Origin of the sequence: Caballeronia sp. GAWG1-1, from assembly GCF_023631465.1 — a bacterium.
Lineage (GTDB): Bacteria > Pseudomonadota > Gammaproteobacteria > Burkholderiales > Burkholderiaceae > Caballeronia.
This window is the reverse complement of the sequence record NZ_JALQDB010000055.1, coordinates 15,135-27,297: the sequence shown is the minus strand read 5'-3', so window position 1 is coordinate 27,297 and position 12,163 is coordinate 15,135. Positions and strand designations below refer to the sequence as shown.

Here is a 12,163-nt window from a genome sequence, read left to right as displayed (position 1 = left end):
ACGTTGCCTGCGTGGACGACTCGTTGCGTCAATTGCCATGTGGGCACATCGAAAGCGGCGGCCTTTGCACCGCCGCTGACTCGCGAGTCCTTGCTTGGCGAAACGCGTCGTCGCGGAGGGCCGATGAGCCATTACGATCCCATCGCTTTTTGCCGCGCGATCAAGGATGGCGTCGATCCAGCGGACATCGTGCTTCGTCGGGCGATGCCGCGTTACAAGATTGCTGACGCACAGTGCGCCGCGCTCTGGCAATTCGTCATGAGCCGATGAGCGCGCGCATTCGTCGATGCTTTTCAAACGACCCAGCCGCTTCGCGCGGTCACGAGCACGGCACGGCGGCATGAGTGAATCGGTTGATCGTTGCTTGAAAGACTCAAGCCACCTTCGTCCCCTTCACCACCTCCCCCAGCAACTCCGCATGCAGCCCCTTCAGCACCTTCACGAACTCCGATGCCAATCTCTCCCTCGGCCGATGCGGCGGAAACAGCAAATAAGTCGGAAACAACGTAGCCGGCAAAAATGGCTTGATGACAATTCCAGGACCCGCGAAATCCCGCGCGACGATCGGATGCGCGAGCGTCACGCCCATCCCATGACGCACCATCTCGCAGCACATTGCCGTGTACTGCGCCTCGATCGCAAGCACGCGCTCCACGCCCGCACGCTGAAACACCTCGTCCATCAGCGTGCGCGTGCCGTCGCCGTGACACAGCGAGATGAACGACTCGCCTTCGAGATCCTGCGGCTTGATACTGCGTTTCGACGCCAGCCGATGCCCCTCCGGCATAACACACACCGCCGCCACGTTCGACAACTGCTCGACCTCGCAATCCGACGCCTCGCTCACATACACGGCCACGCCGAGATCGCAGAACTGCGACGCCGTCCAGTGATTGACCGTACCCGATGTGTTCACGTGCAACGACACGGTCACCGTCGGATATAACTCGACGAAGCGCTTGATCGCATGCGGCACGAGAGTCATGCCCGCCGATGGCATCGCCGCTATGCGCAAACGTCCGCTGCCGAGATTGCGTATCTGCGCCGCCGCGTTCGCCAGGCCCTGCAAGCCGACGAACGCACGTTCGACCTCGCGGAAGAACGCGGTGCCCTCGCTCGTGGGTATCAACCGCACGCCGCTGCGCTGAAAAAGCTGCAAGCCGGTTTCGCGTTCGAGTTGCGAAATCAGCCGGCTCACGTTCGGCTGCGAGGTAAAGAGCGCCTTGGCCGCCGCGGTCATCAACCCCGACACCATGACCGCCCGAAAGGCCTCGATGTGCTTCAGATTCATGCGTGATCTCCCTCTCCGGGTGAACCCCGATCCATATCATCCATGCATAGGTAGGTATTTTATTCGTATTGGACGATATGGTCCGGCGGCGCGAAACTGCATCTCAACGACGGGTCATGAAGCCCGCCCCCACACCCCGGATCTGGAGATCGTCGTCATGAAAAGAGCGTTGCATCGCCGTCTGTCCGTCCCCGCTTGTACCGCCTTCGCGGCTCTTTCTTTCGCCGCTCCGCTTCTCGCTCACGCCGAAACCACGCTCTATGTCGCCAATGTGGGCGGCTCGAACGAGCAGTTGTATCGCCAGAAAATCATCCCGCCGTTCGAAAAGGCGCATGACGTCAAGATCGTCTACGTCGCGGGCAATTCCAGCGATACCCTCGCCAAGTTGCAAGCGCAAAAAGGCCATCAGCAGATCAACGTCGCCGTGATGGACGACGGGCCCATGTATCAGGCGATGCAGCTCAATCTCTGCGCCAAGCTCGACGAAGCGCCCGTGATGAAGGACGTCTATCCGCTCGCGCGTCTCGGTGCCACGTCGATCGGCGTCGGCATGGTGGCGACAGGCATCGGCTACAACGAGGAAGCGTTCAAGAAGGCCGGTCTGCCGCCGCCCGATTCGTGGAAGGTGCTCACCGACAAACGCATCAAGGGCAAGCTCGGCGTGCCACCGATCACCAACACGTATGGCCTGCATACGCTCGTCATGCTCGCGCGTCTGAACGGCGGCGGCGAGAAGAATATCGAGCCGGGCTTCGCGGCGATGACCAAGGATGTCGCGCCGAACGTGCTGTCCTGGGCGCCCACGCCCGGCGAAATGGACGGTCAGATGCAATCCGGCGACGTGGTGCTTGCGCCCTACGGCAGCGGTCGCGCGGTTGCGCTGCAGAACACGGGCTTTCCGCTCAAGTTCGTCTACCCGAAGGAAGGCGCGGTCGCGTTGCAGGTGGCGGCATGCGCCATCGCCGAGAACGCACAGCCGCAGTTGTCGCAGCAGTTCGTCCAGTATCTGCTGAGCCCGGAAGTGCAGGCGTTGCAGGCGCAAGGCATCGGTCTCGGTCCGGTCAACAAGACGGTCAAGCTGACGCCGGAAATCGCCGCGCGCGTGCCTTACGGTCCCGACCAGATCGCGAAACTGACCGCGATGGACTGGACCACGATCAACCAGCATCGCACCGAGTGGACGGAGCGCTGGAACCGTTCGGTCGAGCGTTGAACCCCACACCGGCATGAAGGAGCGAGGCGCATGGCCTTCCTGACTCTGCAAGGTATCTCGAAACGCTACGGCGATTTCACGGCGATCGAACAACTCGATCTCGATGTCGAACGCGGCGAACTTCTCGCGCTGCTCGGACCTTCGGGTTGCGGCAAGACGACCACGCTGCAAATGGTGGCGGGGTTCGTCACGCCGACCACGGGCCGCATTCTGCTCGATGGCCGCGACATCACGCACGAACGTCCGGAGAAACGCGGCATCGGCGTGGTGTTTCAAAGCTATGCGCTCTTTCCGCACATGACGGTGGCGGGCAACGTCGGCTTCGGTCTGGAAATGCGCAAGGTCAAGCGCCGCGAACGCGAAGAGCGCGTGGAAGAAGCACTCGCGCTCGTGCGTCTAAAGGGACTCGGGCATCGCTATCCGAAGGAATTGTCGGGCGGCCAGCGGCAGCGCGTGGCCATTGCACGCGCCATCGCCATGCAGCCCGAACTGCTCTTGCTCGACGAACCGATGTCCAATCTCGACGCCAAGTTGCGCGAGGAAATGCATATCGAATTGCGGGCGATTCAAAAGCGCCTCGGCATCACGACGATCCTCGTCACGCACGATCAGGTCGAAGCCATGACCATGAGCGATCGCATTGCGGTGATGCATCGCGGAACCATCGCTCAATTGAGCACGCCATACGACGCTTACGAGCGTCCCGCCACGCCGTTCGCATCGACCTTTCTCGGGCGCACCAATACGTTTTCCGGCGAAGTCCTGCGGCGCAATCCGCGTTGCGCCGAAGTCGATGTACTCGGCACCACGCTGCACGTGCCGCACGAAGGCCGTCATGTGAACGGCGCGGTCAACGTTTATATCCGCCCGGAGAAGGTGCATATCGCCAATGGCGCAGCGCGCGTGCGCGGACGTATTGCAACGCGCGTGTTCGTCGGCAATCAGTGGCTGCTCGAAGTGGAAACGGAACTCGGCAAGCTGCGTGTCGCGCAGCCGAATCACGGTGCGCCGCCGCCCGAGGAAGGTCACGAAGTCGGCCTCGCCTGGACCGACGACGATCTGCGCGTGCTCACGCAAGATGCTCCGGAAGGTGCTCATGGCCACGCTTGACGACGACCGTCCCGGCGCCGCGCCGTGGCTCCTGTCCGGCCCCGCGCTGCTGCTTTTTGTCGGCTTGCTGCTGGCGCCGCTCGCGCTCACGCTCGTGCTGTCGTTTCGCGTCTTCAGCGACACGGCCGGCGTCACCGCCGCCTACACGCTCACGAACTATTGGGAAGTAGTGAGCGACCCGTACTACCACACCATCTTTCTGCGCACTGCCGGCCTCGCCTTCGCGGTCACGCTGCTCTCCATCGTGCTTGGCGTGCCGGAGACCATCGTGCTCGCGCGCATGAAGAAGCCGTGGCAGTCGCTGTGTCTTCTCGTCGTGCTCGGCCCGCTCCTAATCTCGGTCGTGGTGCGCACGCTTGGCTGGCAGATTCTGCTCGGCAACAACGGCGTACTCAACAACGTGCTGCAAGCGCTGAAAATCACCGATGAACCCATCCGCCTCGTCTTCACGATGACCGGCATGATCATCGCGCTCACGCACGTTCTGGTGCCCTTCATGGTGATGTCCGTGTGGGCCACCATGCAAAAGCTCGACCCGCAAGTGGAATGGGCCGGACGCTCGCTCGGCGGCTCGTCGTTCGCGGTGTTCCGCCGCGTGGTGCTGCCGCAGATCATGCCGGGCGTGCTGTCGGGATCGATCATCGTGTTCGCGCTGTCGGCATCCGCGTTCGCCACGCCCGCGCTGATCGGCGGACGGCGTCTGAAGGTCGTCGCCACCGCTGCCTACGACGAGTTTCTCGGCACGCTCAACTGGCCGCTCGGCGCGAGTATCGCCGTGTTGTTGCTGATCGCGAACGTGGCAATCGTCATGGGTTGCAGCCGCCTCGCCGAACGCCGGTTCCGGCATATCTTCGACTAACGCGGACGACGATCATGAAACAGAACGGCATTCTCGGGCTCGTCTACAACGCGTTCTTCCTGACCTTCATCATGGCGCCGCTCGTGGTCGTGATGCTCGTCGCCTTCACCGACAAAGGCTTCATCTCAATGCCTTTCGATGGCGCGTCGCTGCGCTGGTTCCGCGCGATCGTCGAGAACGGCGACATCGTTTCGGCGTTCTGGCTGTCGATCCGCCTCGCGTTCGCGGCGGCGACCATCGGCGTGCTGCTCGCGGTGCCCGCGGCGCTGGCCATCGCGCGTTATCGCTTTCCCGGCCGCGCCGCGCTCACGAGCTTTTTCCTCTCGCCGATGATGATCCCCGCCGTCGTGCTCGGCATCGCGTTCCTGCGCTTTCTGTCGCTGCTGCATCTGTCGGGATCGTTCTGGTCGCTGGTATGCGCGCACGTCATCATCGTCTTGCCGTATGCGTTGCGGCTTGCGCTTTCGTCCGCCGTCGGCCTGGATCGCGATGCCGAACGCGCCGCGCTTTCATGTGGCGCGAGCCGCTTCACCGCATTTCGCCGCGTGGTCCTGCCGATGATCCGCACCGGCGTGGCAGGCGGCTGGGTGCTCTCGTTCATCCAGAGTTTCGACGAACTCACGATGACCATTTTCGTCGCGACGCCCGGCACGACCACGCTGCCCGTCGCCATGTACAACCAGATCGCGCAGACGATCGATCCGCTGGTCGCCTCGGTCTCGGCGGTGCTGATCGTCGGCACGGTGTTGCTGATGATCCTGCTCGACCGCATGGTCGGACTGGACCGCATCCTGATCGGAGAAGCGCGATGACACTTTCAACCTCCGCCAGCCCCGACGTGCTCGTGCTCGGCGGCGGCCTGGTCGGTTCCGCCGTGGCTTACGGTCTTGCCCGCGAAGGCGCGCGCGTGACCGTGCTCGACGAAGACGACGGCGGCTTTCGCGCCTCGCGCGGCAACTTCGGCCTCGTATGGATTCAAGGCAAGGGCTACGGCCTCTCGCCTTACGCACGCTGGTCGCGCAGTTCGGCCACGCGCTGGCCGGGACTCGCCGAGAGCCTCTTGAACGAAACGGGCATCGACGTGGCGTTGCGCCAGCCAGGCGGCTTCCACTTTTGCTTCAACGACGACGAACTCGCCGACCGCGAGAAGCGTCTCTCGACGCTCAAGGCCGAGATCGGCGACTACCCGTATCAGATGCTCGATGCCGCCGAGATTCGCGAGCGCATTCCGCAGATCGGCCCGCAAGTGATCGGCGCGAGCTACACGCCGATGGACGGCCATGTGAACCCGCTCAAGCTCTTGCGCGCGCTTCATTCGGCGATGCAGGCGCGCGGCGTGAAGCTCGTCTCGGGCGAACGCGCGGAACGCATCGAACCGGACGCGAACGGCCAAGGCTTCGTCGTGCATGGCAAGCGCGGAACGTATCGCGCGGGGCGTGTCGTGCTTGCGGCTGGCCTCGGAAACCGCATGCTCGCGCCGTTTGTCGGATTGAACGCGCCGGTCGCGCCGAATCGCGGGCAGGTGCTGGTGAGCGAACGCGTCGCGCCGTTTCTCGACTATCCGACGCTCAACGTGCGCCAGACCGACGAAGGCAGCGTGCAGTTCGGCGATTCGATGGAAGAAGTCGGCTTCAACGATTTCACGACCACGCATGTGCTCGCCGATATCGCGCGGCGCGGCGTGCGCGCGTTCCCGATGTTGCAGCACGTGCGGCTCGTGCGGATGTGGGCCGCGCTGCGCGTCTACAGCGCGGACGGCTTTCCGATCTACGACCGGTCGGAAGCGCATCCTGGCGCGTTCGTCGTCACTTGCCATAGCGGCGTGACGCTCGCCGCCGCACATGCCATGCGCGTGGCGCCGTGGATCACCGGTGCACCCGTGCCCGAGGAATTGCCGACCTTCTCCGCACGCCGCTTCGAGAACGCTCAAGAACCGACTCCCGCACACTGAATTCGACATGACTTCCCAATCGACTCACACGCTGTTCAAGCCGCTGCCGGGGGAAACCGCCGCGGCCATCGAGATCTTCTTCAACGACCAGCCTTTGTCCGTGCCGGGCGGCCGTTCCGTCGCGGCCGCGCTGCTCGCGGCGGGCGTCTCGCGCTTTCGTGCGACGCCGGTGTCGGGTGCGCCGCGCGCGCCGTATTGCATGATGGGCGCGTGCTTCGAATGCCTCGTCGAAATCGACGGCATTCCGAGCCGTCAGAGTTGCATGGTCGAAGTGCAGGCGGGCATGCGTATCCGCTCGCAGGAAGGCGCGCGCGATCTGCCGCCCATGACACTCGCCGATACCCCGCTGGAGAACGCGCATGGCCGCTGATTTCGCCTCCGAAGCCGTCGATGTGGTCGTGATCGGCGCTGGACCGGCCGGCATGAGCGCGGCCACGCGCGCCGCCCGCGCGGGCCTCAAAACCGTCTTGATCGATGAACAGAACGCCGTGGGCGGCCAGATTTATCGTGGCATCGCTCACGCCGATGCGCGTCGCAAGGAAATACTTGGCCCCGACTACGCGGCGGGCGCGGAGATCGCCCGTGCGTTCGCGGCATCGGGCGCGCGTCACGTGACCAATGCGAGCGTCTGGCAAGTCACGCGCGAGCGCGGCATCAACTATCTGAAGGACGGCAAGATCGGCAGCTTCGACGCGCAACGCGTGATTCTCGCAAGCGGCGCGCTGGAGCGGCCCTTTCCGATTCCCGGCTGGACGCTGCCCGGCGTGCTGACGGCGGGTGCCGCGCAGATTCTCCTGAAGAGCGCGGGCGAAGTGCCTGCCGCGCCACCGGTTCTCGCGGGCTGCGGGCCGTTGCTGTATCTGCTCGGCTGGCAATATGTGCGCGCCGGCGTGCCGATTCGCGCGCTCGTCGATACCACGCGTCACGAAGACCGCTGGCGCGCGAAGCGTCACATGCTGTCCGCGTTGCGCGCGTGGCCGTTCCTGAGCAAGGGCCTGCAACTGATCCGCACCTTGCGCGACGCCGGCGTGCCGATCTTCGAAGCGGCCGACGATCTGCGCGTGGAAGGGCGCATCGGCGCGGATAACGTCGAGCATGCGGCCGCGCTTCACTTCACGACGCAAGGCGCGGCGCACCGCCTTGAAGCGGACGTGATCCTGCTGCATCAGGGCGTCGTGCCGAATACGCAGTTCACGCAGGCTTTGCGGGCGTCGCATCGCTGGGACGACGCGCAGCTTTGCTTCACGCCCAAAGTCGATGCGTGGGGCGAGCTGGATGTGCCCGGCATCTTCGTCGCGGGCGACGGCGCGGGTATCGGCGGCGCGCAGGCGGCGGCCTTGCAGGGCTCGCTCGCGGGCCTCGCGGTCGCGGCGCAACTCGGCGCGCTGAACGCCGCCACGCGCGACGCCGAAGCGGCCGGGCAGCGCCGCGCGCTGGCGGGCGTGCTGCGCATCCGGCCATTTCTCGACAGCCTTTATCGTCCGCGCGATATCAACCGCATTCCGCGCAACGAGACTATCGTGTGCCGCTGCGAGGAAGTCACGGCGGGCGAATTGCGCAAATTCGTCGAGATGGGTTGCGTCGGACCGAATCAGGCGAAGTCGTTCGGACGTTGCGGCATGGGTCCGTGTCAGGGCCGCATGTGCGGTCTCACGGTGACCGAAGTCATCGCGGATGCGCGGCGTGTCTCGCCCGCCGAAGTCGGCTACTACCGCATTCGTCCGCCGATCAAGCCGCTCACGCTCGGAGAACTCGCCGGTGAATGACGCAACCGACGTTCAGGAAGCCGATGTGCTCGTGGTTGGCGGCGGACTGCACGGCACGAGCAGCGCGTTCCACATGACGCGGCGCGGCGCGAAGGTGATCGTGCTCGAAGCCGATTACGTCGCGCGTCATTCGTCCGGCGTGAATGCTGGCGGCGTACGCACGCTCGGACGCGCGCTGCCCGAGATTCCGCTCGCGCTGATGTCGCGTGAAATCTGGCACGGCATGCGCGATCTGATTGGCGAGGATGGCGGCTTCGTGCCATCGGGCCAGCTCAAGATAGCCGAGACGGACGATGAACTCGAAGCATGCCGCGAGCGCGTCGCCCTGCTCGAATCGCACGGCTTCACGCACGAGAAAGTGATCGACCGAGAGGCCGTGCTCGAACTCGAACCCGCTCTGGCTCGGCATGTCACGGGCGGCATCTGGGTCGAGCGCGATGGCTTCGCGCTGCCGTATCGCACGACCACGGCCTTCCGGCTCGCCGCGCAAAAACTCGGCGCGCGCTTTCTGGAAGGCACGCCGGTGCGTCGTATCGAGCAACGCGGCGCGCGCTGGTTCGCCTACACGCCGCACGGCACGTTCAGTGCGGAAAAGCTGCTCGTCACGGCGGGCGCGTGGTCCGGCGAACTCGCGAAACAGGTGGGCGAGCCGGTGCCGGTGCATCCCGAAGGTCTGATGCTGATGGTCACGCATCGCGTCGCGCCCTTCTGTCGCGCGACACTCGGCGCAACGGGACGGCCGCTGTCCTTCAAGCAGTTCGATAACGGCACGGTGGTGATCGGCGGCAAGCTGATCGGCATTGCGGACCTGCTTGCGCGTCATGGCGAAGTGGATTTCGTGCGCCTCGTGCGCAGCGCGAAAACCGTCACCGATCTGTTCCCGCATCTGCGCCACCTGGGCGTCAATCGCGCGTGGGCCGGTGTCGAGGCATTCACCGAGGATGAGCTTCCAGTGATCTCGGCAAGCCGCAAGGCATCGAATCTCTATTACTCGTTCGGCTATTGCGGCAGTGGTTTTCAGCTCGGGCCGGGCTGCGGCAAGCTCGTCTCCGAACTCATGCTCGATGGCGCGCCGTCCATTTCACTCGATGCATTCGCCATCGATCGCTTCGGGCGCGCGGCCGCTTCTTCTTCGGATGCGAATACCGCGCGTCTCGTCGCGCATTGAATGCCGCGCGTTTTCGCGCGGCGACTTCGTTTCAATCTCAACGTTCAAGGAAAAAAATCATGGGCGATATCGTTCGCATCGACACCAATCAGCGGATGAGCCGCGTCGTCAAGGCAGCGGGTCTCGTGTTTATCGGCGGCCAGACTTCCGCCGATCATTCGCCGGATATCAAACTGCAAACCGCCAAGGTGCTCGAAAAGATCGACGGCTTTCTGGAGAAAGCGGGCATCGACAAGACGCGTCTCGTGTCGGCACAAGTGTGGCTTGCGGATATCTCCCGCGATTTCAGCGGCATGAACGAAGTGTGGGATGCGTGGGTGCCGCAAGGGCATGCGCCGACCCGCGCGACGGTGCAAGCGCAATTGGCAACGCCCGAGTTGCTGGTGGAGATCGCGGTGGTGGCGTTGGCGTGAACGGGCTGCTGCCGCTTATCGCTTTTCGTGATTTGAATGTGCGAAACGCACCGCACAAAAAGCCACGTTTCATGGTAACTTCCAGCCTGTTCATCGCACGGTTGCGATGAGCGAGTTCTCGGGGCGGGGTGAGATTCCCCACCGGCGGTAATCGTTTCCCGATGTTTTCACGAAAGGGACGTAGCCCGCGAGCGCTCTCCGGCTTTCACGGTCGGAGAGGTCAGCAGACCCGGTTTGATTCCGGGGCCGACGGTATAGTCCGGATGAAAGAGAACAGGACAGTCAGTGTGCTTCGTCACGCTTCGTTCGCGCTTATTTTGTCGCGTGCGAAGGCCATTGGCCGTCCTTCGCCCTGTTCACACCAAACAGGCTGATGTCCATGAACTTTTCCAATTCGAACGAAACCCAGGCAGTATCGGCTGCAGGCTCCACTCGTGCGCGCGTCGCTTTCGTGCAGGCTTGCTGGCATCGCGATATCGTCGATCAATGCAAGACCTCGTTCATCGAAGCCATGCAGAAGCGCGGTTACACAGCGGACGATATCGATCTCTACGAAGTCGCTGGCGCATTCGAGATTCCGCTGCACGCCAAACGTCTTGCACTAAGCGGCCAATACGCGGGCATTGTCGCGGCGGGACTGGTGGTCGATGGCGGAATTTATCGGCACGAGTTCGTCGCGACGGCTGTCATCAACGGCTTGATGCAGGTGCAACTCGAAACCGGCACGCCGGTGTTTTCGGCCGTGCTTACGCCGCATCATTTTCATCATGGCGAAGAGCATATCGGCTTCTTCAAGGAGCACTTTCTCGTGAAGGGTGCGGAAGCGGCGCATGCTTGCGCGGATACGATCGCCAAGTTGAGTGCGTTGCCGGTGGCGGGTTGAGCATTCGAAGCAGATGAGCGGGCTTTTTGACGAAGGCCCGCTTTAATCGCAAAGCGACGTTCTTCAATCGCCGACCGCGAACAGCCGCCGATCCCACACCACGATATCGGTTCCGGAACCACGATCCGCGCGGCATCGGGATGAGCGGATTTCACTACGGCGTTGAGCTCAGCGCACGCAATCACGGCCGGAACCCGCAACACGGCGGACTTTGCGTTACGCCGCGATCCACTCAACTTGCCGAATCCCCTGGTTTCACCGCGCGCATGGAATCCAGCGCCTGCAACACCTCTCCATCCGACGACACCACGCAGAGCCCCGCCGACTGTAAATCGTCATTGCCGACCGTCGCGAAGCCCGCTATTAGCAACGCCGCCAGCACCACACCCGCCACCCATCCCAGACGCTTTTTCATGATGTTCCCCGCTCATGCTTCTCGAATGACTCCATGAAGCGCACTTTGCGCCAGCAGAGTTACACGAGCGTTAGCAAAAGGAAGCACGGGGGTTTCATCTGAAACATAGCTCCGTTACACGCCCATCAAGGCTGCAACGCCGCAACGTCACGCCGATTTCCGCCAAAAATCAAGCGAAACGCGTGTTACACTCGGTTCGCTTTTTTAAGACAATTCCTCTTGCCCGATCCGCCAAATCGTCTTTAGGGAGTACTGGCATCCGGTCACGGAATCAGGGAATCAAGGAATCGGCAAGTTGCGCACGACCGGCTGGCCATCGGGATACACCGCGAGCGTGTTGCCCGGGTCGTATGGCAGATCGGCGGACATCGGCTTGCCGTCGAGCATGAAATCAACCTTGTAGAGATCGCCGCCGCGAAAGCGGGCGTGCTGGACATCGCCGCATTGGTCGTTCGTCACGAAGTGCTCCACCGGCACGTCGACGGGCGAATCGGGCGTGGCCGGCTTCGGCGGGGGAATCAGGAAATGCCAGAGCGCCATGCCGATCAGGCCGCCCGCCACGCCGCCGGCGACCGTCACCGATATCTTGTGCGTCAGCGCGTGCCCAAGCACGCCGCCGCCCGCACCCAGCAGGATGCCGAACGGTCCGACCACCCAGCCCACGGCGCCGCCCGCGAGCGCGGCCGGCAAAATCCAAATGCGCTCCGCCAGAAAATGCGCCGCGAGCCACGCCGCGCCCGCCGCCCCGAGCGGAGCGCCAGTCAGACCTTCGATATGCCGCACGAACCACGGGCGCGCATTCGCCTTCGCCACCTCGAACTCGCGCACGGTGGTGAGCGTCGGGCGGCACTCGTGCTGACTGGCGAGCGTGGTCGTGGTGAGCGTGCTGACGGAAACGACCGGCACGGTGACGGGCAGGCCCGTGTGCGCAACTTCGGTCGATTGCACCTCAGGTTGAGCGGTGTCGCTGCCGTTAACCGTGTTAGCCATATCGGCGGCCCTGCATCCGGGCGCGGTGGCCGAAAGCATCGCGAAAGTCATCAAGCATGCGCCCGCGACGGCAAGACGGCGCAAGCCCGGCTTCGGCGGCAAGG

14 protein-coding genes and 1 riboswitch are annotated in these 12,163 nt (G+C 63.7%); of the genes, 11 read left to right on the top strand and 3 right to left on the bottom strand.

All coding sequences use genetic code 11. The features are described 5' to 3' along the window. Window positions 1-123 precede the first annotated feature (123 nt). Window positions 124-270, top strand: a complete 147-nt coding sequence (locus tag NCT03_RS31690) for a hypothetical protein (protein ID WP_250468060.1) — start codon at window positions 124-126, stop codon at window positions 268-270. A gap of 103 nt (window positions 271-373) precedes the next feature. On the opposite strand, the gene NCT03_RS31685 is transcribed toward NCT03_RS31690, so the two are convergent. Beyond that, window positions 374-1,291, bottom strand: coding sequence for a LysR substrate-binding domain-containing protein (locus NCT03_RS31685; RefSeq protein WP_250495323.1), 918 nt, complete (start codon window positions 1,289-1,291; stop codon window positions 374-376). A 157-nt stretch (window positions 1,292-1,448) separates the two neighbouring features. Here NCT03_RS31685 and NCT03_RS31680 point away from each other — a divergent pair, with 157 nt between their 5' ends. From NCT03_RS31680 to NCT03_RS31635, 10 genes are all read left to right on the top strand, one after another. Continuing rightward, a complete protein-coding gene (locus NCT03_RS31680; RefSeq protein ID WP_244831842.1) occupies window positions 1,449-2,504 on the top strand; it encodes an ABC transporter substrate-binding protein in 1,056 nt (351 codons plus the stop codon). Between the two features lie 30 nt (window positions 2,505-2,534). Further along, window positions 2,535-3,614 carry an ABC transporter ATP-binding protein gene (locus NCT03_RS31675; protein WP_244831843.1) on the top strand — a complete coding sequence of 360 codons (1,080 nt, stop codon included), beginning with the start codon at window positions 2,535-2,537 and terminating at the stop codon, window positions 3,612-3,614. Further along, on the top strand, window positions 3,601-4,473 hold the full coding sequence (locus NCT03_RS31670; protein ID WP_244831844.1) for an ABC transporter permease: 873 nt from the start codon (window positions 3,601-3,603) through the stop codon (window positions 4,471-4,473). Before NCT03_RS31675 ends, NCT03_RS31670 begins: the two co-directional genes overlap by 14 nt. 14 nt (window positions 4,474-4,487) lie before the next feature. Continuing rightward, on the top strand, window positions 4,488-5,285 hold the full coding sequence (locus NCT03_RS31665) for an ABC transporter permease (protein WP_250468062.1): 798 nt from the start codon (window positions 4,488-4,490) through the stop codon (window positions 5,283-5,285). Further along, window positions 5,282-6,424, top strand: coding sequence for an NAD(P)/FAD-dependent oxidoreductase (locus NCT03_RS31660; RefSeq protein WP_250495322.1), 1,143 nt, complete (start codon window positions 5,282-5,284; stop codon window positions 6,422-6,424). Before NCT03_RS31665 ends, NCT03_RS31660 begins: the two co-directional genes overlap by 4 nt. 7 nt (window positions 6,425-6,431) lie before the next feature. After that, window positions 6,432-6,794, top strand: a complete 363-nt coding sequence (locus NCT03_RS31655; protein ID WP_250495321.1) for a (2Fe-2S)-binding protein — start codon at window positions 6,432-6,434, stop codon at window positions 6,792-6,794. Beyond that, the gene (locus NCT03_RS31650) at window positions 6,784-8,190 is read left to right on the top strand and encodes an FAD-dependent oxidoreductase (RefSeq protein ID WP_250495320.1); all 1,407 of its coding nucleotides are present in this window, start codon (window positions 6,784-6,786) and stop codon (window positions 8,188-8,190) included. The genes NCT03_RS31655 and NCT03_RS31650 overlap by 11 nt, the downstream gene beginning before the upstream one ends. Continuing rightward, window positions 8,183-9,358, top strand: a complete 1,176-nt coding sequence (locus tag NCT03_RS31645; protein WP_250495319.1) for an NAD(P)/FAD-dependent oxidoreductase — start codon at window positions 8,183-8,185, stop codon at window positions 9,356-9,358. Before NCT03_RS31650 ends, NCT03_RS31645 begins: the two co-directional genes overlap by 8 nt. Window positions 9,359-9,417: 59 nt before the next feature. Then, window positions 9,418-9,771 (top strand): RidA family protein, encoded by a 354-nt coding sequence (locus NCT03_RS31640; RefSeq protein ID WP_250468066.1) that lies wholly within the window; start codon window positions 9,418-9,420, stop codon window positions 9,769-9,771. Between the two features lie 110 nt (window positions 9,772-9,881). Then, a riboswitch (FMN riboswitch) is annotated at window positions 9,882-10,050 on the top strand. 100 nt (window positions 10,051-10,150) lie between these two features. After that, on the top strand, window positions 10,151-10,654 hold the full coding sequence (locus NCT03_RS31635; RefSeq protein ID WP_250468067.1) for a 6,7-dimethyl-8-ribityllumazine synthase: 504 nt from the start codon (window positions 10,151-10,153) through the stop codon (window positions 10,652-10,654). Window positions 10,655-10,886: 232 nt separating this feature from the next. On the opposite strand, the gene NCT03_RS31630 is transcribed toward NCT03_RS31635, so the two are convergent. Together NCT03_RS31630 and NCT03_RS31625 are read right to left on the bottom strand one after the other, a co-directional pair. Beyond that, window positions 10,887-11,069, bottom strand: coding sequence for a hypothetical protein (locus NCT03_RS31630; protein WP_250495318.1), 183 nt, complete (start codon window positions 11,067-11,069; stop codon window positions 10,887-10,889). A 279-nt stretch (window positions 11,070-11,348) separates the two neighbouring features. Further along, window positions 11,349-12,059 carry a hypothetical protein gene (locus NCT03_RS31625; RefSeq protein ID WP_250495317.1) on the bottom strand — a complete coding sequence of 237 codons (711 nt, stop codon included), beginning with the start codon at window positions 12,057-12,059 and terminating at the stop codon, window positions 11,349-11,351. Window positions 12,060-12,163: the final 104 nt, after the last annotated feature.

Bases quoted from the DNA above. Each gene is read 5' to 3' on its own strand.
- NCT03_RS31690 (WP_250468060.1), top strand. From the start codon at position 124: ATGAGCCATTACGATCCCATCGCTTTTTGCCGCGCGATCAAGGATGGC.
- NCT03_RS31685 (WP_250495323.1), bottom strand. From the start codon at position 1,291: ATGAATCTGAAGCACATCGAGGCCTTTCGGGCGGTCATGGTGTCGGGG.
- NCT03_RS31680 (WP_244831842.1), top strand. From the start codon at position 1,449: ATGAAAAGAGCGTTGCATCGCCGTCTGTCCGTCCCCGCTTGTACCGCC.
- NCT03_RS31675 (WP_244831843.1), top strand. From the start codon at position 2,535: ATGGCCTTCCTGACTCTGCAAGGTATCTCGAAACGCTACGGCGATTTC.
- NCT03_RS31670 (WP_244831844.1), top strand. From the start codon at position 3,601: ATGGCCACGCTTGACGACGACCGTCCCGGCGCCGCGCCGTGGCTCCTG.
- NCT03_RS31665 (WP_250468062.1), top strand. From the start codon at position 4,488: ATGAAACAGAACGGCATTCTCGGGCTCGTCTACAACGCGTTCTTCCTG.
- NCT03_RS31660 (WP_250495322.1), top strand. From the start codon at position 5,282: ATGACACTTTCAACCTCCGCCAGCCCCGACGTGCTCGTGCTCGGCGGC.
- NCT03_RS31655 (WP_250495321.1), top strand. From the start codon at position 6,432: ATGACTTCCCAATCGACTCACACGCTGTTCAAGCCGCTGCCGGGGGAA.
- NCT03_RS31650 (WP_250495320.1), top strand. From the start codon at position 6,784: ATGGCCGCTGATTTCGCCTCCGAAGCCGTCGATGTGGTCGTGATCGGC.
- NCT03_RS31640 (WP_250468066.1), top strand. From the start codon at position 9,418: ATGGGCGATATCGTTCGCATCGACACCAATCAGCGGATGAGCCGCGTC.
- NCT03_RS31635 (WP_250468067.1), top strand. From the start codon at position 10,151: ATGAACTTTTCCAATTCGAACGAAACCCAGGCAGTATCGGCTGCAGGC.
- NCT03_RS31630 (WP_250495318.1), bottom strand. From the start codon at position 11,069: ATGAAAAAGCGTCTGGGATGGGTGGCGGGTGTGGTGCTGGCGGCGTTG.
- NCT03_RS31625 (WP_250495317.1), bottom strand. From the start codon at position 12,059: ATGGCTAACACGGTTAACGGCAGCGACACCGCTCAACCTGAGGTGCAA.